Genomic DNA, 24,882 nt, shown 5'->3' with positions numbered 1-24,882 from the left:
TGTAAAGGTATGGAATTATTATGGTTTATTCCGGCGTATGGAGATGGACGATATTTAGGAACGACAAAACGAGGAAGAGCAGCTGAGTATGGTTATTATAAACAAGTTGCACAGGCAGCTGATTATTTAGGATATACAGGTGTGTTACTTCCAACTGGCCAAGGTTGTGAAGATCCATGGGTATTAGCATCGGCACTTGCAGCTGAGACAGAAAAGCTAAAATTTTTAGTAGCAGTTAGACCGGGACTAATGTCACCGACAGTTGCAGCAAGGATGGCATCTACATTTGATAGAATTTCAGACGGGAGGTTACTTATTAATGTAGTCGCTGGAGGAGATCCAGTTGAATTACAAGGAGATGGATTGTATCTTGAGCATGATGAAAGATATGAAGCAGCTGATGAGTTTTTAAAAGTTTGGAAATCGACATTGCAAGGTGAAACATTTTCTTTAGAAGGAAAACATATTAAAGTTACGGAAAGTAAAGTTGTGTTCCCGCCAGTGCAAACGCCATACCCTCCTATATATTTTGGAGGATCATCCGCTGCTGGAAAGGAAGTTGCAGCAGAACATAGTGATGTATATTTAACGTGGGGAGAGCCGCCAGAGCAAGTGAAGGAGAAAATAGAGGAAGTAAGAAAACTGGCAGAAGAGAAGGGGCGTTCAGTACGATTTGGCATCAGGTTACACGTAATTGTAAGAGAAACAGAAGAAGAAGCGTGGGAAGAGGCAGAACGTTTAATTCAATATGTAGATAATGAGACAATTGAGCTTGCTCAAAAGACATTTGCAAGATATGATTCAGTTGGTCAAAAGCGAATGACCCATTTAAATAAAGGTACACGGGAGTCGTTAGAGATAAGTCCTAATTTATGGGCTGGCATTGGGCTTGTAAGAGGTGGTGCAGGTACTGCGCTTGTTGGAGATCCGCATACAGTAGCAAATAGAATAAAAGAATATGAAGCTTTAGGAATTGATACATTTGTTTTATCAGGATATCCTCATTTAGAAGAGGCATATGAAGTGGCAGAACTGTTATTTCCTTTATTGAAGGAAGATAAGAAGCAAGAAAATAAAATTGTTGGTGAAATGATAGCTGATGCATATGCATTAAAAAAATAGTGAGAAAAAACCCGCAAGTAAATCACTTGCGGGTTTTCATCGTAAACTATCAGAAAATATGGTAAAATTAAATAGTAACTTAAGGTACGGTTGGTTGTTCAATTATCACTTCTCTAAGTAGGAGGGGGGTGATAATAAGTGAGTGAAATAGCGTTGTTACTGCAAGGTGGACTGTTTCTCGTTGCATTGTTAACATTCGTCGTCGTTTTAATAGACAAGCTCAAAAAATAACAACCCACCTATGCCAATAGAATGTGGGTTGTTTTGTTTGTAAGAAACAAATAGGATAAATGAACAATCCAATCTGCTAAGTTACGTAGACTAGTGTGTAGCCGCACACTAGTCTTTTTTATTTATATACAATTTATAATTGGTTTATGTGATTGTATTGTTCTTTTCATACTTATTATAACACAGTGTCTTTTCATCAAGAAAGGAGACCGTATGTTCTGTTTCTAATTAAATAGAAGGTGACTTTTCTTTAAAGAGCCCGTCCATATACTGTTTTAAAGTTTGAACGTAAAATTTTTGCTTATTTACATCATTTACGCCGACAATTGGTGATGGAAGTTCATATCTCTTTTCTGATAAATGAACGACAACATCAAAAATATCAAATAGACGAATGAAACAGAACAGACCATCTTTATCACTTAATAAAATAAAGTAGTGGTTTTCACTATTTGTATTTAATGTATTCCATAAAGAACTTTTGCTTAAATCGCGAACAATGCTCTTTTCTTTTAATTCCATGAAGTCGGCATTTGATAGGATGCTAGAAATATCAATCGCATCTGGATCTTCAAAATAGCCATCGACTGCTTGTACAGCGAAAGTATAAGCCATTTTTAATATACTCATTTTATACTTACGGTTATCTAAAAGTAATTCACGTTGAATAGAGCTAGCTACTTTCGTTACACGTTCTTCTTTCCAAATTTCATTATGTAGTGAAATATCGTGCTTTTTACATAGTTTCATAATTAATGCATTAGAATAAAGTATTTCGTCACTTACTTCAACAACATCTGTCTCAGCCGCTGCAAGTTCCTCACCATGCTCATTCGTATAGAGCGGGGAGTCAATCTGTTTTTTCATGTGTTCAATCTTAAACTGACTTAATTTATGCCGGATTAAGGGGCGATCAATATTTGTTGTCATTTGTTCATAACAAGTATCACAAATTGAGTTTGTGAAATAATATCCACATAATATTTCTGGGATGACATATTGTTCACTAAGTTCTTTCGTATCTTTTCTGCAAATGATGCATTGTGTCATTTTTATCACCTTTACCTGCAAATTTGTATGTAATCTCATTGTAGTGTATTTATTGGTATTTTGGAATATTGTAAAGGAAAATATTATGTGAAATTGTTACTTATTTTGGTACAATGAAGAGAAGTGCTAGTTTAAAGGAGGACGTTTTTTTGAAATCGAAAGTGCACTTTTGGACATTAGAAGTGCTAATGGTTGTAGCGATCATATTTATTTGCACAAAAATATCGTTTCTATTTCAACCGATTGGTATCTTCATATCAACGCTGTTTTTCCCAATCTTAATCGCGTTATTTTTATACTTCATATTTAATCCGGTGTTAGTTTTTTTAGAGGAGAAAAAAGTACCTAGAAATTTAGCGATTTTACTGTTATATCTTTTTATCATAACATTAACTGCGGTTGGCGTTGGGGTAGTTGTTCCAACGATCTCACAACAGCTAATGGATTTAGTGAAAAATATGCCAGGCTATATAAAAGAGGGAAAACTATACATACAAGATTTATCCCATCATAGATTGTTTGAATGGTTATCTACACAAAATTATGTTTCCATTGAAACAATTGAAAAAAATGCAATTGAATACTTAAAGGATATACCAAACACCATTACGTCGAGTGCAACGGCTTTATTTGGTATCATAACGAACGTCGCATTAGTTATTTTTACAGTACCGTTCATTTTATTTTATATGTTTAAAGATGGACATGCGTTTCCAGGAAAAGCAGTAAGTTTATTACCAGAGTCATACCGTGAAGAAGGGCTTCGTATCATTAAGGAAACGAACGAAACATTATCTGCATATATTCAAGGGCAAGCGCTCGTTTGTATATTTGTAGGTGCTTTTACTTTTATCGGTTATTTAATTATCGATTTACCGTACGCTTTTGTTTTAGGAATTATAGCTGCATTTACAAATATAATTCCTAACTTAGGTCCATTTATCGGTGCAGCACCAGCTGTTATTGTAGGTTTGTTCGTATCTCCGATGCAAGCGTTGTACGTAATTATTATCGTAACAATTGTACAACAATTTGAAAGTAACATCATTTCACCCCGTATTATGAGTTCAAAATTAAATATCCATCCGTTAACAATTATTATTTTAATTTTAGGGGTAGGTAACTTTGCGGGAATTATCGGAATGATCTTGGCGGTGCCAGTGTATGCAGTAACGAAAACAGTTGTATCGAACTTAGTGAGATTGTTTAAGACGAAACGAAGTAATCGAAAATAGTATATGTTTAGAAAGATACACCGCTTTTTAAGTGGTGTATCTTTGTTTATTAACCAAAGTTAAAAAGTGTACAAATGCAATTTTATTGTATATTTATTACATATCAAATATAACGTTAAAGTTGTATGATATAGCTCCAATAAAACTATGTGGAATCCCTCTGAACTATCCAAATCATTTCCTTACAACGTGCTATTAACATCATAATCGACTCCTTTCAAGTTTTATATTTTTAAAGGATTATAGGTGAGTGTAGTATTTGCTTCTATGATCTCGGATTTCGTCCATAATCTTTTTGTATTGTTGCTCTTGTTTTAATTCATCTTCAGAAAAGATTTCTTTCTGGATTGTAATTGTTAAGAAGAAAAGATGAAACTTCATGATACATTCCTCCTTTCGAAAGGAATTATAGATGGCTACAGTAGTGACTTTGACGTTCTTTTACATCTTCCATAGCTTTATTAATTTGATGGTCATGCAATACCTCACTGTCCGAGAACTTAGTTTTTTGAATGGTAATCGTTAAAAAGAATACTTTAAATTTCATTAGATAAAACCCCTTTATAATTGATTTAGAAAAGACGGCTGTAATAAGAGGCTTGACGCTCTTTTACTTCGTCCATAATAGTTTGAATGTGTTGCTCACGTAAAATCTCTTTCTGTGAAAGTTTACGTTTTTGAATCGTGATCGTTAAAAAGAATGCTTTAAATTTCATGAAGGTATTGCTCCTTTATAATTAATTTAGAAAAGACGTGTGTAATAAGAAGCTTGACGCTCTTTTACTTCGTCCATAATATATTGAATGTGTTGCTCACGTAAAATCTCACTTTGAGAAAGCTTACGTTTTTGAATGGTAATCGTTAAAAAGAATGCTTTAAATTTCATGAAGGTATTTCTCCTTAAAAATATATTTTTAATACATATGAGTATAATATGAACTTTTAATGTCAGTCATTTTATCAGTCAGTTGTTTTATTTGTTGCTTACGAATGATTTCAGCCTCAGTTAAAGTGTTCTTCTGAAGTACAGTCGTAAAAAAGAAAATATGAAAAGTCATAAATGAATTCCTCCTTTCGAAAAGGAATTACATGTGATCACAATAAAGTGCTTGGCGCTCCTTAACATCATTCATAGCTTTTTCTATTTGCTCATTATGAAACATTTCATCTTTAGAAATTTTATTTCTTTGAATCGTAATACTTAAAAACAATACGCTAATAGTCATCGAATGTTGCTCCTTTCTTAAAAAAATGATGTAAGAGGCTAAAAAATCGCACAAAAAAGCCACAGGAAGATATAGTTCTCCTATGGCAGGGCGTGAAAAAGCCACAGGAAAGTATACGACCTCCTGTGGCGAATTTATGAATTAATCGAAATAATGTACGATTTTCAATTCTCCATTAGGTTGGTCGAATTCATATTTAATTGTCCAGAAAACATAGGTGCAGTTAACGCTAAAGTTAAAGCATGCAATTGTAATTTCATCATTTCCTTCGACCTCCTTTTAGAATATTTTTCTTACGTTAGTAATTATATACAATTAATGGATAATTGTAAACAGGAAAAGTGAAAATTTTTAATTTTGATTAAAATGCGTATATTTTAAAGGGTTTTGAGAAGATGTATTGTAATTAACGAAATATCGATAAAAATGGGGGATGCTAAATGAAATATATGCATCGTATTGTAGTTGTTATGCTAACAATTTTTTTATTTATTACTGCTTGTTCTAGCGGAGAAAGAATAAAAGAAATATCTGATGTGAAACCTGGTGATTTTAAGAAATATGCGGGGACATATGTTGGGAATAACTCAGATGTAGTTGCAATTGTTAATCATTTACCCGGTGGTGATACATTTCAAAGTATTAGTTTAGAGAATGAAAGTATAAAGGTGTACTATGGTGCAAAAGAAAATGGAACTCTGACAGAAGACATGGTTGAGACGTATTGGTTTGATGGTAAGGATACGATGGAGAAGAATTTTCTCTTTAACGTTATTTATTTAGCGATTTTAGTACCAAATGCGAAAAGCTACGAGTTTCAAGTAGAAAATAAAAATTTCACGATAAAAAGAGAAGAAATACTATCAATCCTGTATGAAAAATTTGATAATTTCCCAAAAGAAAATGATATATGGGATAAAAAGGAAGTGGTGAAGTTTCTTAACGAAAATAACGAAGAAATTACAATGCTTATGAATGATAAAGAGTTTAGGAATGCTTTATTTGTAAAGTATCCAGTACAGCAGTTGAAATGATGGGAGGAAAATAGGTGGAGTTATTATATAAAATTACTTATCATCGAATGCAAGATCATTATTTACCTAAGTTAATACAGGTAATTAGCTCACGTTAGTGAAGAAGATTTATGGAAACAAGGGGATTCTGTGAATTCAATTGGTGGAATCATACTACATATTTGTGAACATATACAGAGAAATACTAGTCGTTATAAAAATCCAAATATAGTCTTTGAAAAGGGAATTGAGGAGTATTTTCCAGTAAAGCGACAACGTACTGAGCTTTTGCTACAGTACGTTGAAGAAGTATTTGATGAATGGGGAACAGAATATATACAAGTATGGGAAGAAAAAAGACATATTGATCTTCATAGTTTATTACATTTAGTGGAGCATACAAGTTATCATTTAGGGCAAATAGTAGATCGTACAAAGTTGATAAAAGGAAAACAATTTAACTTTTGTCAAAATGGTATAAATGAAAAGAATTTGAGAACAAGAGTTGAAACTGCGAAATTTTAGAGAGAGAGTCATTCGTTTAAGAATGACTCTCTTTTTTTGTAAAAGAAATTTATGGAAATAAATATGTTTATGTGATATGGTTGATTACATAAGTAATGAACCTATGAACCTAAGGTGGTGAAATTATGAAACCTACTCTGGAGCAAAATAAATTAATATACTTGCAAATTGCAGAAACGATTGAATCAGATATTTTAAAAGACATATTACTTGAAGAAGAACAAGTTCCATCAACAAATCAATTTGCGAAGATGTTACAAATAAATCCAGCTACTGCAGCTAAAGGGGTAAACGTATTAGTGGATGAAGGGATTTTATATAAAAAGAGAGGGATCGGGATGTTTGTTGCAAAGGGAGCGAAAGAAGTCGTACTAAAAAAAAGACAAAACACTTTTATGACCGAATATTTACCGAAAGTGTGGGAAGAAGCAAAAGTGCTAGAAATATCAAAAGATGAATTGATGGATATGATTCAAAAAATTACGAAGGAGGGGAAAGAGGAATGATTGCACTTGAAACGAAAGAGATAACGAAAAAATATAAAAAGAAAGTAGCTGTAAATGAAGTTACGATTTCATTGGAAGAGCATAAAATATATGGTTTGCTTGGGAGAAATGGAGCAGGAAAAACGACACTATTAAATTTACTTGCAGGTCAAATTACTTCAAGTAGTGGAAGCGTATCAATATTTGGCGAACATGTTTTTGAGAATAGTAAAGCGATGCAAAATATTTGTTTTATTAGAGTAAAAGAAGAGGCACATTTAAGCTATAAAGTAAAAGAAATTTTTAAGATGTGTAGCATGTTTTATAAAAATTGGGATGGAGCTTATGCTGAAGAACTGGCAGATAAATTTAAGCTGAATATGACAGAGAAATACCATAAACTATCCCATGGTATGCAAACAGTCGTAGGAATTATTCAAGGATTAGCAAGTAGAGCACCAATTACTATTTTTGATGAACCAACTACAGGTTTAGACGCAGCACACCGTGAATTATTTTATAGTCTACTACTAGAAGATTACGGTGAGTATCCACGAACAATTATATTATCAACACATTTAGTAGAAGAAGTAACCCATGTGATTGAAGATGTGATAATCATAAAAGAAGGAAGATTAGTTGTTCAATCATTGGTAGAAGATTTATTACAACAAGTTCAGATTATTTCAGGGAAAAAGGATAAAGTGGACGAGTTCTTGATCAATAAAAAAGTATTAAATCGAGAAGTTTATGGAAATAAGGGTATTGCTGTTATATGGGAAGAACTTTCTAATGAAGATTATTACTCTCTTGAAAAAGAAGGTTTAGCAATTGATAGAATTACATTACAAAAATTATTTATTCACATAACTGGTGGTGAAGTGGAATGACGATATTAATGAAACAGTTAAAGTTACATATTAATTTTCATTATAAAGCAATTTTAATATTTTGGATTGTAGCCTTATTAATAAAAGGGGGTTTAAATGCTGCGCATTTAAATGGAGTGAACATTGGTTATTTACCCGAAATTATAAATAACCCGTCAATAGCAATTATGTTGTTTATAGTAGGGAGTGTTTTCATCATTCAAGATGAGCTATTTCGTTTAGCTGTTTCATTTGGTGTAACGAGAATTCAATATTTCATCGGAGCAATTTGTTATATCATCTTGCAATCCGCAATGTTTTCGTTTCTTCAAATAATGCTTTTACAAGATATAAAATATAATTTAGTAAATGTTAGTTTTTTGGAGCAATCGGTGCAACAATTTATTTTGCAATTTTTATTTTATGTTACAACAGCATGTTTCTTTCAAGTGGTAGTAGTTTTTAAACAACGATTTCAGTGGATCGGTCTTATGATTGGTGGGACCCTTTTCTTATCAACAAATAGTGTACTTTATGGAGAAGCAGGGGTAACCAGTTTATTATTTACGAGTGATGGATCTTTAGTAAATATACCGTATTTTACTGTTATTTCAATTGGATTAACTGTCCTTTATATCATAACTAGTAGTATATTTATTCGTAAAGTATCATTCGAAAAAACGATTTAAAATATTATTAGATTACTATAGAGAGAAGGATAGCAAATGGGAGACACATCTTCACTCATTACAGTCTTTTTAGGCGTTGCACTATTAATATTCTGGCGTCGTTATCGCTCCATGCATAAGCCAATAAAGGGATCAGGAAAAGGTATTTTATGGCCGTTATTATTTTTAACACCAGGTGTTGTATGGTTTTTTGGTCCAGTACATCCAGCTATATTACAAGTAGTTATAGCGGTATTCATTGGGGTACTTTTTGCTGTGCCGCTTATAGTATTAACAAATTATGAACGAAGGGACGATGGGAATATTTATACGAAAAAAAGTGCAGCTTTTTTAATTACTTTTATTGCACTTGTCGTTTTAAGGTATGGTTCAAGACAATTTATTGTAGATTTAGATCAACAAACGGTTGGTTTATTATTTTACGTAGTTGCTGTCTCATATATTATTCCTTGGAGAATTGCTTGTTATATAAGGTTTAGGAAAGTTTTGCGGGGGAATAGTAATCATACTATATGAAAACTTCTCATTTGAGAAGTTTTTTATTTTTATAGGTAAGTAAAATAATTTGTTGAAGTGCAAGATTGTTATAGAATATGATACATATTAAAATAAGGGAAAGTAGAGGGGATAAAAATGCGTACAATTTTAGTTTTTCTAAATAATATGTCCATCGATAAAATAGAGAATATTAGACAAAAACATGATCCTTTATTTGAATTAATTTCACCGCATATAACAATTGTATTTCCATTTAAGAGTAATATTTCAAATGGTGAATTAAAATCTCATATTTTGAATTTATCAAGAGGGATAGGGAAAATTGAAATTGAATTTGCAAATCGTATTACTAGTGTAGGAAACTATTTGTTTTTAGAAGTTGAGAGGGGGAAAGAACAAATAGCCAAACTACATGATATGCTGTATACAGAACCTTTAAGACAATTTTTGAAAGAAGATATTCCGTACATACCGCATGTAACAGTCGGGAGAAAAGAAAGTGAGGAGTTAGCTGCTGAAGTAGCCAAGGATATTCATAGTTTACCTGAAAAGTTACAATGTGTAATTGATAGGATTAGTGTAGAGCGAATTGGCGAGAACGGGGAATCGATTATTGAATTTGAAGTACCGTTGCAAAAAAGCTGACAAGTGTCAGCTTTTTTTATCCGTAACATGAAGTAAAGCACCAATCGCACCGCTATTACCACCATCTCGTAAAAAAACAGGTGTTTTATTTTGATATTTTGTGTAGCTACTAATAATATTTTGAAGGTGTATGTTATTACATAGAGTTGAACCAATATAAATAATATGGTCAATGTTTTTTGTTTCGGCGAATTGAAGGCTTAATGCAGTAACGACTTCACCGACAAGTCCTTGTACAGTAGCAAGTATATCTGAGCTATTATAATTTGATTCTGTCATAGCGGCTTTGCCAAAATTGCTTGCAGTTAAACTATTATCAATAGGGGAGAGAATACCACCATAAATATCTCCAACCGTAATATCTAGTTTTTTTCTAGTTCCTACTTTTGTTAAAGGGATCACATCTTCAAAATGATCTATATTTGTTAATAATTTTGAAAGTCCCATAATAGTACCACCGCCAACACCAGTTCCACCAGCTCGAATATATTTGTCATTATAAACGTAATGAATAGAAGTACCTGTGCCGATATTTGTTAAAATAAAGTTGTTTACAGCATATTTCTCTTCTTTTAACATGTAGCGGACGCCTATAAGAGTAGCTTCAAATTCATTTAGTTCTACTATTTTATATGAGGGTGAAAGTAGTTGCTGTAATTGTTTTGCTTTACCACCTGTAATACATATTTGTTTTATACCAGTTTGGTTCTTAAGCCAATCTATTATGTTATCTTGTTCATTTGAATAAAATTTTTCAAAAGCTAGTTGCCTTTGTTCGTTTAAATAAGCAATTTTCGTTAATGTTCCTCCAGCATCGATACCAATCGTACTTTCCATTTACCTGCTCCTAACTACGTAATATGCTTTCGTGTTAAATCATACTCTCAACTAATGTAAGGAACACTCTAATCAGCTTGATATATTAATAGCTTTTCTATTGTTACAATCGGCTGATTATTAACGGTTGCGGTACCTTTACCGAGAACAAAACCTCGGCGATTGCGAGTTAACTCATAATGCAAATTAAGTTTATCACCGGGATATGCTTTTTCATGGAACGTAACCCCATCTAACGAGGAAAGGAAGCCTAGTCCGTTAGAATCACTTGTATGTACAAATGCACTAAGCTGAGCAAGTGCCTCTACAATTAACATATGAGGCATATGATTTTGACTATCATTTATAAACCATTCGTTATTTGTAATGAGTTTATATCCTGTAACGGATTCACCTTGTTTTACATTTGTTACTTTATCAATCATTAAAAATGGATAACGATGGGGAAGCGTGTCTTTAATATGCATTTAAGTACCTCCAATGAATAATACCCCTGCTATAGTTAAGCAGGGGAGTGGGAACTAATTTTTAACTAATTCATCTACTTTTTCAAGGGCGAAAATGCCACTATTTCTAATGTTTTCAACAACTTGTTGTAACACTGCTTTATCTTGAACGAGTGCAATGCGCACAAATCCTTCACCGTGAGGTCCGAATGCATGACCTGGTGTAACAACGACATTCGCACGATCCATTAATGCATAAGCGAAGTCTATAGAAGTCCAGCCTTTCGGAATTTCGGCCCAGACGAACATACTACCAGCTGGCTTATCGACATTCCAGCCAAATGTTCGGAACCCATCAATTAAAGTATCTCTACGTACTTGATAAATACTACGGTTTTTCTCACAAAAAGCAGCACCATTTTTTAGTGCAGCACATGCCGCTTTTTGAATTGGTAAAAACACTCCGTAATCTGTATTAGATTTAAATTGTGTAAGTGCCCCGACAATTTCTTCATTACCAATCATATAACCAATACGGCTACCTGCTAAACTATAACTTTTTGACAAAGAGTTAATTTCTACGCCAACTTCTTTAGCGCCAGGTACAGAGAGGAAGCTAATTGGTTTATTACCATCAAAATAAAATTCAGCATAAGCAAAATCATGGACAACAATAATGTTATACTTTTTCGCAAATGCGATTACCTCTTTAAAGAAATCTTCATGAGCCATTGCTGGAACGGGATTCCCTGGGAAGTTTAAAATCATCATCTTCGCTTGATCCGCAATTTCTTCAGGAATTAGCTCTAAGTTAGGTAAGAAATCATTTTCTTTTTTTAAAGGCATATAGTAAGATGTTGCACCGGCCATTTGAATTCCTGTTTCATAAGCTGTATATCCTGGGTCAGGAACTAATATAATATCTCCTGGATTCGCATAAACCATAGGTAAATGAACGAGTCCGTCCTGTGACCCCATTAATAATAAAACTTCTTTATCGGCATTTAATATAACATTATGAGTGTTGTTGTAATATTCAGTTACAGCTTCGTGAAATTCTTGAATGCCACTTAATGTGTATCCATAGCTTTCTTTTTGATCTGCTGTATGTACCATTTCTTCTCTTACGAAATCAGCAGGTGGCATATCAGGATTCCCGATACTTAAATCAATCATTTTGTGACCTGCTGCAATTTTTTCTTTTTTATAGGCCCCTAATTCACTAAATATAGAAGATTGGAATGCTTTCATTCTAGTTGCTAACGTGTAAGTCATCAAAACCCCTCCTAAAAACAGTGTTTTCTTTCTGCGTTTTTAATTATTCTGAAAACACATGAGTACATTTTATCATTTTTTTATGAAAATTAAAACGATTGACGAATTTAGAGGGAGGATAAAAATAACGCAGAAAATATTTTCTGCGTTTTAAATGAAGAGCAATCATTTCTTTTTATATGTACATAACTTTTCCACTGCATAAAAGTATACGTTTAATTTGCCATCGACAACTTGTATAGTTTGATCCGATGTAAATGAATTACCATAATCAATGTGATATACATTAGAGTCCTTTACAAATGAACCTTTGTATAAATCTTCTTTTTTCTTCGTTGTTTGCATTTCTACTAAATATTGAATGATTTTTTCTTTCTTTTCTTCTTTTACAACTGTTTCAAATTTATACGATATAGGACAAAGACCGTTTTTGTTGTCAACGACTTCCCAAGTGCCGTATATGTCATTATTGCTACATCCACTGAGTAGTATAATGAATAATGGAATAAGTAATAGAACCTTTTTCATTTTGTACTCCTTTCTTTTTATTTTCGATAAACGTGCGAATGCGATAGGAATATTGTAATAAAAAAAGTTTAAATTTTTATAAAGAATTATTTAATTTCATATAAAAATTCAGGGGGAATTGAAAAAGCATGAATCTAGTGCAAAGTTAGATTCATGCTGAGTACTGTAGCTTATGTTATGTTTCTTTTGAGGAAAAATAAAGAGGAAAGTAGGACCATTATTCCATTTAAAATATATACAATTGCAACAATAAAGGCTAATGTACCTGCGCCAAATCCAGCTTTATCAAATATAGAATCGAATGCTGTGGTAGTCAAAAAGACAAGGGGAGTCAGTAGTGAAAATATAAAACCTGCGCCAATTCTTCTTTTAAAGTTATGCTGAGAAAGGGAAATGGCTAAAAGGTTTAGGATGCTAAACATAGCAATTACAAAAAGAAGGATAATAAATAGCTGTATGCCAGCAGACATTCTTGCACTTCCAGGATATCTTGTTAATATACTATATTCGAATGCAAAAGAGGGTACTCCTTTAAATAATTTCAATAAGTGTAATAAATAAAGTTTTATATAAAAAAGAAGCATGGATTAATCTAATAGGCCCCATGCTTCTTTGTTTATGTTATAAATTCGCAGATTGCGATGGTTGTTTTTCATACTGTTTCTGTTTAGAAAGCGATATGAAAATAATGAATAATGAAATAACACCGAAAATAAGAACCATATATTGCAATCCAATCGTATCTAAGAAGAAGCCTGTGCCAAGTAAGACAATTTGGAACATAACTCTCTCAAACATATTACGGAATGAGAATAGACGGCCGTGATAGCTTTTTTCCACTTTCGTTTGGAAAATTGTCGACATAATAGGGAAGAAGCAACCGACACTAAAACCAAATAAACCAAATGATGTAAGAGACATCCATTTTATATCGCTAAAGAACAATGATAGATGTGCAAAAGCGGTACAAACTGCGAAGAAATATAGTAACTTTTCAGGTTTGAAATGGTCCGATAAACGTTTAATAACGAAGGCACCTAACATAAATGCGATACCTTCAATCGTATATATAAATCCTTTAATCGTTGGATCATGTTGCATTTCGCTAATATTAATTACCATTAAATTAAATCCAGCTATAAATAATAGAGGAATAATACTTAATATAAGTGCTGTGAAAGCAATCGGAATTCCTTTTAAAATACGGAATACTTCCATAAAGCTATTATCTTTTGCCGCTTGTTTACTAGGTGTTGTTGACTTCTTATCTTCGAATTGTAGGAAGAAAGTTGAGAGGAATAATAAAGCGTATGCTGCCATTGAGAAGGCATACATATACTGTAAACTCATTACAACTAAAAGAATTCCACCTAGTGAAGTACCTGCAATACGAGCAATTGTACCTACATTCATATGTACACCGTTCATTTGTAATAACTCATGCTCACGTACGATGAGCGGGATCACTGATTGTAAGGCAGGGAAATAAAATGCTGCTGAAATTTGAAGAGCAACCATAAATGCAATCATAAAGGCGATACTTTCAAATTGGATAGCGAAAAACATAAAAATAACACTAATAACGCGACCAAAACCGGCGTAAAGAAGAACTTTTTTCTTTTCGTACTGATCAATAATGCGACCAGCCATAGGTCCCACGAGAACACCTGCTAATAGACCGATAAACAATATAACTGATTTCATGAAATCAGAAGGGACATATTTTTGCATAAATTCTAGGTTACCAAGAATACCAAGCCATAACCCTAAACCAGCAATAAACTCCCCAATTAAAACAATCCAAACATTTTTATTACGCCACATAATATAAAACCTCGCCGTCTTTTAAAATGAAAAACTCGTATATAAAACCTCCTTATTTTATGTATTATTTTTAACGAAATTTTTTAGAGTCAGAGTCTATATTACGTGTTTCATGAATGGAATTCAATCTTTTTGATTTGTCAAAAATTTGATGTGTTAATAGATGAAACAAGTAAGTCCAAATGTACAAAACTTATGATTAAAAATTCATTGAAGGTAAGGAGAAATAAAATAAAAGCATCAAGAAATTATCACAAGTAAATGATATTTTTCTTGATACTTTTTATACATTAGGCCGAATATTCTTCTTTGCGTACTTCGAAAAATTCATTACGACGTAAGTAATTATAAACTTTCTCGGAAACCTCTTCTTCTTCAGATATTAAGAAACGATGATTAAAAGCATAGAAGGATTGACCTTTAATTAATTTTACGTAGTAAATTTTACACGCCTCCTCTAGCAAAATTAGTATTCACTTAATATTATGATGACCTATATGCTTGTGAATCATACTTGAAGTTTCAAAGTATAGAAGCGAAATAAATTAAAAAGCTTACAAAACTGTAATGTTGTTGTCACGTTTTCCGATAGTTAAAAATAACCAATCTCTTCTATACTACAAATAAGTTACATAAAATAAGGGGGTAAAAATGATGGATGAAGTGATTGGAGAAGTTGTAGCAGGAATCTGTGAATTTGTGGTGGAAGTAACAGCAGATGCTATTGGGAATTTAGTTTCTGGAAAGGATGAGGAAAAAGAAACATTATAATAGTTTGTAAAAGTATACAGATGATTAAACTATAAAGGCTGATTTCTAAAGGGAAGTCAGCTTTTTTATTTTTTACATTATATTAATATTATTTGAATATTCATTTGTTATTATGTTTATGAAACTCATAAAGGAGGTGAATAAATAAAGATGTCGAATTTAGAGGCTGATTTATCTGATTCTCGTTTAATTGTGGCGAATGTGGAGGAAAAGGAATATCACTTTATTGTTCGTGAACACCCGATTGTAGGAAAAATTATATCGCTATTGGAAAATGGAAAAGAATATGGTTTAATAGATAAACAAATTGCTAATAAAGATAAATTTATTAAATCGGAGCTTACTAAATTAGAGTATTTTAACATAGATGTTCTCTATCATACACCTGGATGGATATGGATTGGTATGGATCAATTTGGTTTACATGCTCGTGAGGCTACTTATAACGAAGTAGACGTTATTATGAAGTTGAAAGAGGATTTATATTATATAGATGTATATGAAAAAGTAAAAATGTAATTGATATTTAGTCAGGTTAGGGGACAAGTTCCCGTAGCCTTTTTTGTTTTATATGTAAACGGAAAATCGATTTTATGTTGATGATAGGACAGCATGATAAGAAGTGAGCTGAAAAGAGGATTTGAAAATACATAAAGAGAACTTTAATTATTATATGAATTCTATATGTAAATAACAATAGAAAGAAGATGATAAAATGAGTAAAGAAGAGCTTGTGAAACAACAGTTTGGTAATAATGCGGAGAAGTATGTAAAAAGTAAAATTCATGCTAAAGGACCGGATTTACAATATGTAGTTCAACAAGTTGAGTCTCGTCATAATAATCGTCTTCTTGATATTGCTACTGGCGGAGGACATGTTGCAAATGTATTAGCGCCATTGTTTAAAGAAGTAGTTGCTTTAGACTTAACAGAAAAAATGTTAGAGAATGCAAAAAAATTTATTATAAGTAACGGCCATGAAAATGTGTCTTTTGTTGCTGGAAACGCTGAGAGTTTACCGTTTTCTGATAGTTCTTTTGATACAATTACGTGCCGAATTGCAGCACATCACTTTATGAATCCAGCTCAGTTTATTTATGAAGTAAATCGTACGTTAGAAGATAATGGATTGTTTATTTTAATAGATAATGTTTCACCGGAAAATAATGAATACGATACATTTTATAATTTTATAGAAAAAAAGCGGGATCCGAGTCATGAACGGGCTTTGAAAAAAACAGAATGGATTACCTTATTAGAGAAAAATGGTTTGCAAATGCAGTCATGTCTTACTTTTGACAAGAAATTTGATTTTGACTGGTGGTGCGATATGATGAATGTACCTTTGCAGAAGCGGGTGAAGTTAACAGAATGTATGATGAAAACATCAGTTGAAATGCAAGAATTCTTTAACATTCAATATGAAAATAATAAAATCATATCGTTTTATACTGAAATGGCATTGTTTGTATGTAAAAAAAGTTTAACATTAAAAAGATAAATTTCTTGCAGTCTTTCCAAAGTACGTTATACTTAGTAACAGAGAAAATGAGAATTGAGGAAATGGAATAATGATTCGCGTACGTATTGAAGGAACTGAAGAAGAAATGCTTGAATTTATGGAGAAAATGCCGGATATTCCTGGATTTGAAAAAACACATACGAGAGAACCAAGAAAAGGAAATAATCCAAAATATGATTCAAGTAAAAATGTACTAGCATATTTATCTTATAAAAAGATTGAAGTCGCCAATAAATAGGCGGCTTTTTTAGTTTGCACCGTTTCACAGCCTTGTCTTTTTTACATACTAATAATAGTAGATAATGCTGAAGAGGGGTGAGTATAGTTAATAAGAAAATCGTCTTTTTTGGAGACTTTGGTATTGATGATGCTGTGGCGTTAATTTATGCAAATAAAACATGTAAATTAGATATTTTAGGTATTGTTGCTGAATATGGGAATGTATCGCGAGAAATCGTAACAGAAAATGTGTATTTTTTAGAAAGATACTATGCTACAGAAGTAAAAATCATTGAGGGTGCAGCAAGACCGATGACAGCTGAAGAACCTTTGTTTTTTCCTGAGATTCATGGAGAGCACGGCCTAGGTCCCATTATTCCACCTGAAATGAGGATTTGTAAACGGGAAAATTTTTGTGAATTAATTAAATTAATTGAGCCTTGTCCAGAAGATATTATTATCGTAGCGACAGGAAGATTAACAACATTGGCAACATTATTTTTATTATATCCAAATGTAATGGATAAAATATGTTCGTATTATATTATGGGCGGTGCGTTTTTATTTCCTGGTAACGTTACTCCTGTATCGGAGGCAAATTTTTATGGAGATCCAATTGCTGCAAATATTGTAATGAAGTACGCAAAGAATGCGACTATTTATCCATTAAATGTAACGCAACAGGCCCTAATTACGCCTGAAATGGTGGATATTATTAATAAAGAAGGAACAGGGCAGGCAAAGCTTATTAAACCAATGATTGATTTTTATTATGAGAACTTTTATAAAAAAGAATACCCGGGTATTGCTGGAAGTCCGATTCACGATTTGCTTCCGTTCATTTCATTTATAAATGATGATATTTTTGAATATAAAAAATCTGCAGTTTGGATTAGTACGACAAATGACGTAACAAGAGGACAAAGTGTGGCTGACTTTAGAAAAATAGCTGAGCCGACGAGGTTTGATGATCGGCCGATACAAAGAATTGCGGTTGGTTTTAATTATCCTGCATTTAAAGAAGAGTTTATGCGGACAATATTGAAGCCCGATTGTCCATAATAAGTGTAATATCTCAAGCTGCATAAATCGTTAGTCTAAAAAGTTAATTAACATGTATTATTTTTACAAAAAAATACAGTTATGCTCCATGAATAACTTATGAAAAATGTAACATAACTAATGGTAAGCAATTGTTTCTAATTATATTTTGATTGGTGAAATATAAAGGAGGTTATCATATGATTTGGTCTTTAATCGTTGGTGGTATATTAGGGTGGCTTGCTAGCTTAATTACTGGTAGGGATGTACCAGGCGGTGTAATTGGTAATATTATTGCTGGTATTATTGGTTCTTGGATTGGTGGGAAATTACTTGGTAGTTTCGGCCCAGTAATCGGCGGATATGCAATTATTCCAGCTTTAATTGGTGCGATTATTTTAATCTTCATCGTAAGTTTCTTATTGCGAGCAATGCGAAAATGAATGTAAGGACTGTTTACATTTGTAAGCAGTCCTTTTTATATGTTATGCTAGTATTATACAATCAGGAGGTGTCAGCATTGAAAACATTTACAGTAAATTTTCATCAAGAAGATAATGCTAAAGCGACAACAGTACATAAATTAAGTGAAGAGGACTTCAATAAAGCGACAGAAAAAGGCACTCGTCATCTATTTGATTTAGATACAAATGTTGGATTCTTCGTATTCTTTGATGCAGAAGATGCAGAAGGAAATGATCAATACTTAATGTTACAATATGAAGGAGATCATGAAGAGCCAACTGCTTGCTACGGATTTGATTTAAAACTATACTATCAATTTTTAGCACTATACTTAAATGATCTTGAATTCCAAGGTGAAACAGATGAAGAAGAGGAAGAGTATGGTCCAATTCATCATTTAGCTCACTTACTTTATCATATTGTTGAAGATGGTAAGTCAATCGAAGTGTAAAAATACATATGTAAAGCTGTCCTTTTTGGGGCAGCTTTTTTATATGACATAAATCTGTGTACTAAATAAATTAATAATAGCTAAGTAGCATTATTTATAACTCTCATGTTTCATTTGTAAAACATCTGTTATAATGACTGTAATTAAAAAATTTGTGGGGGCTAATTCTATGCTTGTAGATGTAAAAGCTTTTATTAAAGCTGCAGGTTTAACATGCATTTCATCATTAAGTGGAGATAATACAATTGCTCATAATTTTGAAACGGTAAAAAGTATTGTTGTTACATCCCTTAAAAAGTTAAGATTCATCATTTAATTTCAATTAAACCAGTAGGAGTAGAATAAACACTTCCTGCTGGTTTTTTCTGTTTTAAGGAGCTGATGTGACAACATATTTAAGCTAAAGATAAAGGATATAATCACTGAGAAGAGAAAGTGTATATAAGGAGATGAATACAATGATTAACAATATAATTCCAAGCTTTTTGAGACTTTGGGAAAGCAGTAATATAGGACTACATAACTTGAATAAATATTATGATAGGCATCCAGAAGTATTTAAAGAATATTTTACATTTCACTGTCCTAAGACGAAAGAACGTCTTTATAGTGCACTTGAAAAGTATCCAGAAAAACTAGGAGATATACATAGTGTTTCGGAAAATTTACCACGAATTATTCAAGAGATTAATAAGGATTATTACATTCAGTTTGGCTTCGACTTAGAAGTAACATTTCATTTATTTGTTGGAGCTTTTGGCTCTAATGCATTTGTAGAAAGGGAGATTATTGGAGATATGTTTTTTGCCGCAGAAAAATTATCTCCAGATTTAAATCACCTTCGTGTTATTGTCGCTCACGAAATAGGACATATATATCATAATGTTATGTTACAAAATGATGGAATGGACTGGGAGAAAGCCGAGTGGGCCGATGCGACAGTTAATTTGTATCGTGAAGGCGTTGCAACATACTTATCAAAGCAAATTATAAAAGGTTTAAATGAATCAGTATATTACTCATATGACAATGATGGTGAACGTTGGTTACAATGCTATATAGAAAATGAAGAACATATAAAGAAACGTTTTTTGGAAGATTATATAGAAGGATGGACGTTTGAAAAAGAGAAAGAGTGGTTTCGGTTATCTGGCGGACAATATTTTGGATACAACCGACTCGGTTATTTTTTAGGAACTGCTTTTGTAGAATATATTGTACAAGCATTGGGAGAGAGTGAAGTATTTACTTTTTGGAATAAATACAATTTAAAAAGTAGTGTGTTGGATTGGTTATCGAAATGAATAGCATTTAATAGGGAGCTGAAATATATGAAAGTGTATGTAAAGATAGCTTTATTATTTCTTACTTTTACATGCATATTTACTTTAGCGGCATGTAAAGGAACAGATGAAAAAAAGGAAGCAAACCCAACTTCGGAAAATAGTAAAAACGAACAGAATACTTCTTCTGAAGGAAAGAAAGGGCCTGAGGTTAAATCAAATACCGATTCAAATTCGAAGGATACAGTTATAAATCAAAAATCAATTAACCACGTTAAAAACTTGTTTGAATTAGCGAAAGAAGGAAAAGTACCTAATGTTCCGTTCGCAGCTCATACAGGAGATATTGAAGAAATAGAAAAAGCGTGGGGGAAAGCAGATAAAACAGAACAAGCAGGAAACGGAATGTACGCAACTTTTACAAATAAAAATGTTTCCTTCGGTTTTAATAAAGGATCACAAGTTTTTGATGTACGCTCCTATCATGCAGAACTAAAATCAATTACATTACAAGAAATTGAAAAAGCATTAGGAAAACCAAACTCAGTTAAAGGAAATGGTGATGATAAAATATATGTATATAAAGTAAATAATCAGTTTGAATTGAAATTTATCATTCCAAAATCGACTGGTAAAGTAAATCACATTTCGGTATTTTCGCCAGAGGATAGTATAAATAAAATGGCAGGGTAGGATATTAAAAAAAGGATGTCACAAAAGTCGAAATCGATGACTATGTGACATCTTTTTTTGTGTAAATAAGAAACTTCCTTTTATAAAATATGATGGGGATGCTCTAAAACATCTTTTTGAATATCTTTACTTCTTTTCTTACGCTCTAAATTTCGAACAAAAAAAGCTTGGATAATGCCTCCAATTGTTAAGAAACAAGCACAAATATAAAATAGCATACTACCGTTTAGTTTACTTAATAAAACCGCACCGATAACAGGACCACAAGTTCGAGATACATCCCAGTGTAAGCCGTAAATTGAAAAATACAATCCACGTTTATCTGAAGGAGCGATTTCTGAAACGAATCGAAGCAAATGGTTGAAAGCAACACTTTCTCCAATGACTAAAAAGAGTAATGTGAAAAATAGTGACAAGATTGTTGCTGAAAATCCATAGCCAATTGCAGCTATCGTAAAGCAGGTGTAAGCAATAAGTATGATTTTCGCCATAGAAAATTGTTCAGACCATTTCACAAGGAAAACTTGTAGAGTGATTTCCATAAGAGCTTTGCATGTTGTAATAAAAACGAGTATGCGATCGAAATCCGGAAGTGTATGTTTCACGAAAATAAGATAATTTGTTTCAGTTTGTGCATAAAAAAAGCTAATAGGAAGTGTAGTGATCATTAGTCCAAATACGGCGTAATGTTTTTGTACAAATTGTTTTGGAGATGATACTTCAAGCTTTTGCGTTGGTGTTGTCATTGCCGGAGCGGTTTCTGGAAGCTGTATCCAAACAACGACTGCATATGCTATAAGTGCAATGCTTTGCACGATAAATACATATTCAGGGTGAGTCTTATAAAAAATAGTACCAATTAAAGGGCCGATTAGAGTACCTATTGCTCCCATCGTTTGCAGAAGAGAGAAAACTTCTGCTTGCTGCCCATGTTTTGTTAAATCAGCAATTTGTGCCCGTTGAGCGGGAATATATAAGGAACGGCCAACCCCATTTATGACATATAACAAAGCAAATATAAAAACGGATTGAGCAAAGATGAAGCTACCAATTGCAACGCCTTGTAGTAATAAGCCGAGTAACATAATTTTCTTTCGCCCATATTCATCAGTCACTCTTCCAGCAATAAGTGTAAATATAATGTCCGAAAGCGGTTGTAACCCGAAAATAAGCATAGTCATCATAATATTGCCGTTTAGCACCTTATTAACGTAAATAATCATAATGATAGCTAACATTGATTCAGTTGTTCGAGTTAATAATTCACCGCACAGTCGAATGATGATTGGTTTATTGTAACGTAATAAGAGATGATTCAATGTTATTTCCTCCTTTCTATATTGAAATGATAAGATGAAAGGAGAATTGGAAAAAGGGTAGAAAGAATAGGGAGTATTTTTCACCTTTTAGGGGGAATATGATGTTTATTTTAGATCAATACATTGAACTATGGATTGCCTATGGGAAAGGGAAAAAAGAAGGAGAACAATTAGAAATAACAGTGCAAAATATATCCGAAACATTATTTTGTACAGAGCGTAATAGTAAATTAATAATAAAAAAGTTAGAAGAACTACGTTGGATTGTTTGGTTTCCAGGGCGCGGAAGAGGGAATCGTTCTAAACTAATATTTCAAAAGCAACCAATGACATTAATTTTAAACAGAGGAAAAGAGTTAACGAAAAAAGGGGATGTAAAAAGTGGAATCTCATTTGTAGAGCGCTACAGCGCACAATTTCCGTCAGTAAAGAAAGAGTATGAAGTTTGGGTAGATTCCATATTTGGTCATCAAATAGAACGGACACCTGAAGGAAGAAAAGACGTACTTCGTTTGCAAGTACAAATGAACCTGGACATCGCTTTAGATCCGGTTTACGCTACGATGCGCTCAGAATGTCATATGGTTAAACATATTTTTGGTACACTCGTATATATAAATGAGGAAACAAACTCAATAGAACCAAGGCTTTCTTTTCAATGGGAATATAATGATGCAGAAAAGATATGGACGTTTTATTTACGAAAAGGAGTTCACTTTCATAATAGGAAACAACTTACTGCACATGATGTTATACATTCATTGAATCGATTTATGAAAACTGAAAACAACCCACACGCATGGATGTTACAACATGTTGAAAGTTTCCGTGCAGTGGATGAATTTGTTGTTGAAATTCAATTGCATACGGAAAATATGATGTTTTTACATATGCTAAGTGCAGAACAGTGTTCTATCGTAAAGGAAGATGAAGCGGGAAACTTCATTGGTACAGGGCCTTTTTCATTACGAGAGAAGAATGCAAATCTGTTTGTACTAGAAGCACATGATTTATATTATCGCGAAAGACCTTTCCTTGACCGAATTGAACTATTGAATGTGAAGCGAAGTGTAAATACATATGACGTGTTAGTAAAGGCGCAGTATAAAGATAAAGAAAAACATAATAAAGAACTATCTCGGCTTGAGTCGAACGTGACATATATAACATGCAATCTTGCAAAAGAAGGACCAATGCAAGATTATATGTTCCGAAAAGCGTTATATAAAATCATTCATGGCCATGCAATCGTTAAAGAACTCGGCGGAGAACGTGGAGAAGTGGCAAAGAAACTAATATTAGCAAATGAAAGTATAGTAGATATTGACGAAGATATCCAAAGTTTAATTAAAAGGAGTACGTATCATAGTGAAGTGCTACAACTATACACATTTACAGGACGAGATCACGTTGAAGATGCACAATGGATACAAAAAGAGTGTGCGAAGTACGGGATTCGTGTAGAAAATAATTTTCTTGAAATAGAAGATCTTTTAGAAATTAGTACGATACAAAAGGCTGATATGATGCATGATAGCGCAACAATTGGCGAACGAATAGAAGATAGTTTGCTATATATGTTTCTTACAAAAAACAGTTTTATTCATGGGCAAAGCAGCGTGGATTTTCATAAATCATTGTCCCCTTATTTTAAACAAGAACAAGTAGAGAAAAGAGTTGCACTGTTACGCGATATTGAGGAGACATTGTTACGTCAAATTCAAATTATTCCTTTATACCGTAACAAACAACAAGTAATTTCTCATGAAAAAGTACAAAATATAATGATTAATTCACAAGGGTGGATTGATTTTTATAGAATATGGTTTAAACCTTGATAGATAAAGGTTCTTATGCATTTTTTATGAGATGTGCAAGGGCCTTTTTGTATGTAAAATAGGATTGTTTTACACATTGTTACGCTACTTGTGATAAAAGTCTATTTACAGCGTAACAGTGTTATGTTACATTGTGATTAGGAAGGAGTGTTATACAGTTGAGTACAGATTTAATTTCAAAAAAAGATTTATTAGAACTTACTGGTATTTCATACGGACAGTTATATAGGTGGAAAAGAAAGAACTTAATACCGGAAGATTGGTTTGTACGAAAGTCAACATTCACAGGTCAAGAGACATTTTTTCCGAAAGAAAAAATATTAGAGCGTATTGATAAAATCCAAACGATGAAAGAGGATCTATCACTTGATGAACTAGCAAATATGTTTTCACCGAGTGTGAGAGAAATTCTTTTAACAAAGGAAGACCTCCTACGTAAAGGGATTGCATCAGAACCAGTTTTACAATTTTTTATAGAACAAACGAATAAAACAGCAGAGTTACAATTTGTAGATATTCTTTATGTGTACATGTTAGAAGAATTACTACAATCGGGAGAGATTAGTTTAGAAGAAGGAAAAATGGTTTTGCAAGTTTTAAGTGAAAATTATGAAGCAATGAAACATAAAACGTGTGACTTAATCATTGTCCGAAAGTTAGGGATTTCTACATGTTTCTTAGTTTCAAACGTGGACGACTTAATTTTTGAAAAAGGCACCAAAATCGTTTTACGCGAAGCGATTATGAAATATACCGAAGCATTAAAAACTAAATTGTTGTAA

At 32.7% G+C, this 24,882-nt stretch carries 35 protein-coding genes and 1 pseudogene; 21 read left to right on the top strand and 15 right to left on the bottom strand.

What is annotated here, in order from left to right; genetic code table 11:
• The first annotated feature begins 9 nt into the window (after positions 1–9).
• On the top strand, positions 10–1,122 hold the full coding sequence (ssuD, locus tag MR070_RS10035) for an FMNH2-dependent alkanesulfonate monooxygenase (protein WP_000422272.1): 1,113 nt from the start codon (positions 10–12) through the stop codon (positions 1,120–1,122).
• Positions 1,123–1,260: 138 nt separating this feature from the next.
• Complete coding sequence (locus MR070_RS10030) at positions 1,261–1,353, top strand: putative holin-like toxin (protein ID WP_001289320.1); 93 nt, start codon at positions 1,261–1,263, stop codon at positions 1,351–1,353.
• 228 nt (positions 1,354–1,581) lie between these two features.
• Here the strand turns inward: MR070_RS10030 and MR070_RS10025 are convergent, their stop codons facing one another.
• Positions 1,582–2,403 (bottom strand): HNH endonuclease, encoded by an 822-nt coding sequence (locus tag MR070_RS10025; RefSeq protein WP_000189720.1) that lies wholly within the window; start codon positions 2,401–2,403, stop codon positions 1,582–1,584.
• A gap of 149 nt (positions 2,404–2,552) precedes the next feature.
• On the opposite strand from MR070_RS10025, the gene MR070_RS10020 reads away from it, so the two are divergent.
• Entirely contained in the window at positions 2,553–3,638 is a 1,086-nt protein-coding gene (locus MR070_RS10020) for an AI-2E family transporter (RefSeq protein ID WP_000837888.1), read from the top strand.
• A 240-nt stretch (positions 3,639–3,878) separates the two neighbouring features.
• On the opposite strand, the gene MR070_RS10015 is transcribed toward MR070_RS10020, so the two are convergent.
• The 6 genes from MR070_RS10015 to MR070_RS09990 are packed head-to-tail and all read right to left on the bottom strand — an operon-like array spanning position 3,879 to position 4,864.
• Positions 3,879–4,019, bottom strand: coding sequence for a YrzI family small protein (locus MR070_RS10015; protein WP_000668486.1), 141 nt, complete (start codon positions 4,017–4,019; stop codon positions 3,879–3,881).
• A gap of 25 nt (positions 4,020–4,044) precedes the next feature.
• Positions 4,045–4,185, bottom strand: a complete 141-nt coding sequence (locus MR070_RS10010; RefSeq protein ID WP_000669815.1) for a YrzI family small protein — start codon at positions 4,183–4,185, stop codon at positions 4,045–4,047.
• Positions 4,186–4,210: 25 nt separating this feature from the next.
• Positions 4,211–4,354 carry a YrzI family small protein gene (locus MR070_RS10005; protein ID WP_000668966.1) on the bottom strand — a complete coding sequence of 48 codons (144 nt, stop codon included), beginning with the start codon at positions 4,352–4,354 and terminating at the stop codon, positions 4,211–4,213.
• Positions 4,355–4,380: 26 nt separating this feature from the next.
• Positions 4,381–4,524: a YrzI family small protein gene (locus tag MR070_RS10000; protein ID WP_000668986.1), complete on the bottom strand. Its 144-nt coding sequence runs from the start codon at positions 4,522–4,524 to the stop codon at positions 4,381–4,383.
• 28 nt (positions 4,525–4,552) lie between these two features.
• Positions 4,553–4,696 (bottom strand): YrzI family small protein, encoded by a 144-nt coding sequence (locus tag MR070_RS09995; RefSeq protein ID WP_000142733.1) that lies wholly within the window; start codon positions 4,694–4,696, stop codon positions 4,553–4,555.
• 27 nt (positions 4,697–4,723) lie between these two features.
• On the bottom strand, positions 4,724–4,864 hold the full coding sequence (locus tag MR070_RS09990; protein ID WP_000156179.1) for a YrzI family small protein: 141 nt from the start codon (positions 4,862–4,864) through the stop codon (positions 4,724–4,726).
• A gap of 440 nt (positions 4,865–5,304) precedes the next feature.
• Between MR070_RS09990 and MR070_RS09985 the strand changes: the two genes are divergently transcribed.
• The 7 genes and pseudogenes from MR070_RS09985 to MR070_RS09955 all read left to right on the top strand — a co-directional run bounded on the left by MR070_RS09985 (position 5,305) and on the right by MR070_RS09955 (position 9,588).
• Complete coding sequence (locus tag MR070_RS09985) at positions 5,305–5,898, top strand: DUF4825 domain-containing protein (RefSeq protein WP_070806288.1); 594 nt, start codon at positions 5,305–5,307, stop codon at positions 5,896–5,898.
• 14 nt (positions 5,899–5,912) lie between these two features.
• A pseudogene (locus MR070_RS09980) lies at positions 5,913–6,402 on the top strand (DinB family protein).
• 125 nt (positions 6,403–6,527) lie between these two features.
• Entirely contained in the window at positions 6,528–6,908 is a 381-nt protein-coding gene (locus tag MR070_RS09975; RefSeq protein ID WP_000805193.1) for a GntR family transcriptional regulator, read from the top strand.
• Entirely contained in the window at positions 6,905–7,777 is an 873-nt protein-coding gene (locus MR070_RS09970) for an ABC transporter ATP-binding protein (RefSeq protein WP_000560929.1), read from the top strand. Before MR070_RS09975 ends, MR070_RS09970 begins: the two co-directional genes overlap by 4 nt.
• The gene (locus MR070_RS09965; protein ID WP_242261166.1) at positions 7,774–8,445 is read left to right on the top strand and encodes a DUF4052 family protein; all 672 of its coding nucleotides are present in this window, start codon (positions 7,774–7,776) and stop codon (positions 8,443–8,445) included. Before MR070_RS09970 ends, MR070_RS09965 begins: the two co-directional genes overlap by 4 nt.
• 36 nt (positions 8,446–8,481) lie before the next feature.
• On the top strand, positions 8,482–8,961 hold the full coding sequence (locus MR070_RS09960; protein WP_242261165.1) for a CcdC family protein: 480 nt from the start codon (positions 8,482–8,484) through the stop codon (positions 8,959–8,961).
• 117 nt (positions 8,962–9,078) lie between these two features.
• Positions 9,079–9,588, top strand: coding sequence for a 2'-5' RNA ligase family protein (locus MR070_RS09955; protein ID WP_242261164.1), 510 nt, complete (start codon positions 9,079–9,081; stop codon positions 9,586–9,588).
• A 6-nt stretch (positions 9,589–9,594) separates the two neighbouring features.
• On the opposite strand, the gene coaW is transcribed toward MR070_RS09955, so the two are convergent.
• The 7 genes from coaW to MR070_RS09920 all read right to left on the bottom strand — a co-directional run bounded on the left by coaW (position 9,595) and on the right by MR070_RS09920 (position 14,941).
• A complete protein-coding gene (coaW, locus tag MR070_RS09950; protein ID WP_242261163.1) occupies positions 9,595–10,425 on the bottom strand; it encodes a type II pantothenate kinase in 831 nt (276 codons plus the stop codon).
• 68 nt (positions 10,426–10,493) lie between these two features.
• On the bottom strand, positions 10,494–10,892 hold the full coding sequence (locus MR070_RS09945; RefSeq protein WP_242261162.1) for a 3-hydroxyacyl-ACP dehydratase FabZ family protein: 399 nt from the start codon (positions 10,890–10,892) through the stop codon (positions 10,494–10,496).
• A gap of 54 nt (positions 10,893–10,946) precedes the next feature.
• Positions 10,947–12,146 carry an LL-diaminopimelate aminotransferase gene (locus MR070_RS09940; protein ID WP_242261161.1) on the bottom strand — a complete coding sequence of 400 codons (1,200 nt, stop codon included), beginning with the start codon at positions 12,144–12,146 and terminating at the stop codon, positions 10,947–10,949.
• A gap of 165 nt (positions 12,147–12,311) precedes the next feature.
• Positions 12,312–12,674, bottom strand: a complete 363-nt coding sequence (locus MR070_RS09935) for a lipoprotein (RefSeq protein WP_044793533.1) — start codon at positions 12,672–12,674, stop codon at positions 12,312–12,314.
• A 170-nt stretch (positions 12,675–12,844) separates the two neighbouring features.
• On the bottom strand, positions 12,845–13,144 hold the full coding sequence (locus tag MR070_RS09930; RefSeq protein ID WP_242261160.1) for a hypothetical protein: 300 nt from the start codon (positions 13,142–13,144) through the stop codon (positions 12,845–12,847).
• A gap of 151 nt (positions 13,145–13,295) precedes the next feature.
• Positions 13,296–14,498, bottom strand: coding sequence for an MFS transporter (locus MR070_RS09925; protein ID WP_000269244.1), 1,203 nt, complete (start codon positions 14,496–14,498; stop codon positions 13,296–13,298).
• Between the two features lie 290 nt (positions 14,499–14,788).
• Positions 14,789–14,941: a YqbF domain-containing protein gene (locus tag MR070_RS09920; protein ID WP_080559811.1), complete on the bottom strand. Its 153-nt coding sequence runs from the start codon at positions 14,939–14,941 to the stop codon at positions 14,789–14,791.
• Positions 14,942–15,419: 478 nt separating this feature from the next.
• Between MR070_RS09920 and MR070_RS09915 the strand changes: the two genes are divergently transcribed.
• The 9 genes from MR070_RS09915 to MR070_RS09875 all read left to right on the top strand — a co-directional run bounded on the left by MR070_RS09915 (position 15,420) and on the right by MR070_RS09875 (position 20,943).
• Entirely contained in the window at positions 15,420–15,788 is a 369-nt protein-coding gene (locus MR070_RS09915) for a hypothetical protein (protein ID WP_000067099.1), read from the top strand.
• Positions 15,789–15,984: 196 nt separating this feature from the next.
• Positions 15,985–16,770: a class I SAM-dependent methyltransferase gene (locus MR070_RS09910; RefSeq protein WP_000031325.1), complete on the top strand. Its 786-nt coding sequence runs from the start codon at positions 15,985–15,987 to the stop codon at positions 16,768–16,770.
• A gap of 70 nt (positions 16,771–16,840) precedes the next feature.
• Complete coding sequence (locus tag MR070_RS09905) at positions 16,841–17,029, top strand: YvzF family protein (protein WP_000621882.1); 189 nt, start codon at positions 16,841–16,843, stop codon at positions 17,027–17,029.
• 77 nt (positions 17,030–17,106) lie between these two features.
• Positions 17,107–18,072, top strand: coding sequence for a nucleoside hydrolase (locus MR070_RS09900; RefSeq protein ID WP_000029506.1), 966 nt, complete (start codon positions 17,107–17,109; stop codon positions 18,070–18,072).
• Positions 18,073–18,251: 179 nt separating this feature from the next.
• The gene (locus MR070_RS09895; protein WP_000638307.1) at positions 18,252–18,494 is read left to right on the top strand and encodes a GlsB/YeaQ/YmgE family stress response membrane protein; all 243 of its coding nucleotides are present in this window, start codon (positions 18,252–18,254) and stop codon (positions 18,492–18,494) included.
• 77 nt (positions 18,495–18,571) lie between these two features.
• Positions 18,572–18,967 (top strand): hypothetical protein, encoded by a 396-nt coding sequence (locus tag MR070_RS09890; RefSeq protein ID WP_000847587.1) that lies wholly within the window; start codon positions 18,572–18,574, stop codon positions 18,965–18,967.
• Positions 18,968–19,136: 169 nt separating this feature from the next.
• Positions 19,137–19,283, top strand: coding sequence for a chorismate mutase (locus MR070_RS09885; protein WP_070806278.1), 147 nt, complete (start codon positions 19,137–19,139; stop codon positions 19,281–19,283).
• 142 nt (positions 19,284–19,425) lie between these two features.
• Entirely contained in the window at positions 19,426–20,271 is an 846-nt protein-coding gene (locus tag MR070_RS09880; protein WP_242261159.1) for a gluzincin family metallopeptidase, read from the top strand.
• 27 nt (positions 20,272–20,298) lie between these two features.
• Positions 20,299–20,943, top strand: a complete 645-nt coding sequence (locus MR070_RS09875; RefSeq protein WP_000870478.1) for a YjgB family protein — start codon at positions 20,299–20,301, stop codon at positions 20,941–20,943.
• 80 nt (positions 20,944–21,023) lie between these two features.
• On the opposite strand, the gene MR070_RS09870 is transcribed toward MR070_RS09875, so the two are convergent.
• Complete coding sequence (locus MR070_RS09870; RefSeq protein WP_001016139.1) at positions 21,024–22,262, bottom strand: MDR family MFS transporter; 1,239 nt, start codon at positions 22,260–22,262, stop codon at positions 21,024–21,026.
• A gap of 101 nt (positions 22,263–22,363) precedes the next feature.
• On the opposite strand from MR070_RS09870, the gene MR070_RS09865 reads away from it, so the two are divergent.
• Both MR070_RS09865 and MR070_RS09860 read left to right on the top strand, forming a co-directional pair.
• A complete protein-coding gene (locus MR070_RS09865) occupies positions 22,364–24,100 on the top strand; it encodes an ABC transporter substrate-binding protein (protein WP_242261158.1) in 1,737 nt (578 codons plus the stop codon).
• 158 nt (positions 24,101–24,258) lie between these two features.
• Complete coding sequence (locus MR070_RS09860) at positions 24,259–24,882, top strand: YhbD family protein (RefSeq protein WP_242261157.1); 624 nt, start codon at positions 24,259–24,261, stop codon at positions 24,880–24,882.

It is taken from the genome of Bacillus cereus group sp. BfR-BA-01453 (genome assembly GCF_022662915.1).
GTDB classification, from domain to species: domain Bacteria; phylum Bacillota; class Bacilli; order Bacillales; family Bacillaceae_G; genus Bacillus_A; species Bacillus_A paranthracis.
The sequence above is the reverse complement of the archived record's forward strand: the minus strand, read 5'-3'. Positions and strand labels throughout refer to the sequence as shown.

Bases quoted from the DNA above. Each gene is read 5' to 3' on its own strand.
- MR070_RS09875 (WP_000870478.1), top strand. From the start codon at position 20,299: ATGAAAGTGTATGTAAAGATAGCTTTATTATTTCTTACTTTTACATGC.
- MR070_RS09910 (WP_000031325.1), top strand. From the start codon at position 15,985: ATGAGTAAAGAAGAGCTTGTGAAACAACAGTTTGGTAATAATGCGGAG.
- MR070_RS09985 (WP_070806288.1), top strand. From the start codon at position 5,305: ATGAAATATATGCATCGTATTGTAGTTGTTATGCTAACAATTTTTTTA.
- MR070_RS09970 (WP_000560929.1), top strand. From the start codon at position 6,905: ATGATTGCACTTGAAACGAAAGAGATAACGAAAAAATATAAAAAGAAA.
- MR070_RS09940 (WP_242261161.1), bottom strand. From the start codon at position 12,146: ATGACTTACACGTTAGCAACTAGAATGAAAGCATTCCAATCTTCTATA.
- MR070_RS09960 (WP_242261165.1), top strand. From the start codon at position 8,482: ATGGGAGACACATCTTCACTCATTACAGTCTTTTTAGGCGTTGCACTA.
- MR070_RS10025 (WP_000189720.1), bottom strand. From the start codon at position 2,403: ATGACACAATGCATCATTTGCAGAAAAGATACGAAAGAACTTAGTGAA.
- MR070_RS10005 (WP_000668966.1), bottom strand. From the start codon at position 4,354: ATGAAATTTAAAGCATTCTTTTTAACGATCACGATTCAAAAACGTAAA.
- coaW (WP_242261163.1), bottom strand. From the start codon at position 10,425: ATGGAAAGTACGATTGGTATCGATGCTGGAGGAACATTAACGAAAATT.
- ssuD (WP_000422272.1), top strand. From the start codon at position 10: ATGGAATTATTATGGTTTATTCCGGCGTATGGAGATGGACGATATTTA.
- MR070_RS10000 (WP_000668986.1), bottom strand. From the start codon at position 4,524: ATGAAATTTAAAGCATTCTTTTTAACGATTACCATTCAAAAACGTAAG.
- MR070_RS09945 (WP_242261162.1), bottom strand. From the start codon at position 10,892: ATGCATATTAAAGACACGCTTCCCCATCGTTATCCATTTTTAATGATT.
- MR070_RS09885 (WP_070806278.1), top strand. From the start codon at position 19,137: ATGCTTGTAGATGTAAAAGCTTTTATTAAAGCTGCAGGTTTAACATGC.
- MR070_RS09935 (WP_044793533.1), bottom strand. From the start codon at position 12,674: ATGAAAAAGGTTCTATTACTTATTCCATTATTCATTATACTACTCAGT.
- MR070_RS09925 (WP_000269244.1), bottom strand. From the start codon at position 14,498: ATGTGGCGTAATAAAAATGTTTGGATTGTTTTAATTGGGGAGTTTATT.
- MR070_RS09965 (WP_242261166.1), top strand. From the start codon at position 7,774: ATGACGATATTAATGAAACAGTTAAAGTTACATATTAATTTTCATTAT.
- MR070_RS09995 (WP_000142733.1), bottom strand. From the start codon at position 4,696: ATGACTTTTCATATTTTCTTTTTTACGACTGTACTTCAGAAGAACACT.
- MR070_RS09895 (WP_000638307.1), top strand. From the start codon at position 18,252: ATGATTTGGTCTTTAATCGTTGGTGGTATATTAGGGTGGCTTGCTAGC.
- MR070_RS09905 (WP_000621882.1), top strand. From the start codon at position 16,841: ATGATTCGCGTACGTATTGAAGGAACTGAAGAAGAAATGCTTGAATTT.
- MR070_RS09975 (WP_000805193.1), top strand. From the start codon at position 6,528: ATGAAACCTACTCTGGAGCAAAATAAATTAATATACTTGCAAATTGCA.
- MR070_RS09955 (WP_242261164.1), top strand. From the start codon at position 9,079: ATGCGTACAATTTTAGTTTTTCTAAATAATATGTCCATCGATAAAATA.
- MR070_RS09865 (WP_242261158.1), top strand. From the start codon at position 22,364: ATGTTTATTTTAGATCAATACATTGAACTATGGATTGCCTATGGGAAA.
- MR070_RS09915 (WP_000067099.1), top strand. From the start codon at position 15,420: ATGTCGAATTTAGAGGCTGATTTATCTGATTCTCGTTTAATTGTGGCG.
- MR070_RS10010 (WP_000669815.1), bottom strand. From the start codon at position 4,185: ATGAAATTTAAAGTATTCTTTTTAACGATTACCATTCAAAAAACTAAG.
- MR070_RS09880 (WP_242261159.1), top strand. From the start codon at position 19,426: ATGATTAACAATATAATTCCAAGCTTTTTGAGACTTTGGGAAAGCAGT.
- MR070_RS09930 (WP_242261160.1), bottom strand. From the start codon at position 13,144: ATGTCTGCTGGCATACAGCTATTTATTATCCTTCTTTTTGTAATTGCT.
- MR070_RS09990 (WP_000156179.1), bottom strand. From the start codon at position 4,864: ATGACTATTAGCGTATTGTTTTTAAGTATTACGATTCAAAGAAATAAA.
- MR070_RS10015 (WP_000668486.1), bottom strand. From the start codon at position 4,019: ATGAAGTTTCATCTTTTCTTCTTAACAATTACAATCCAGAAAGAAATC.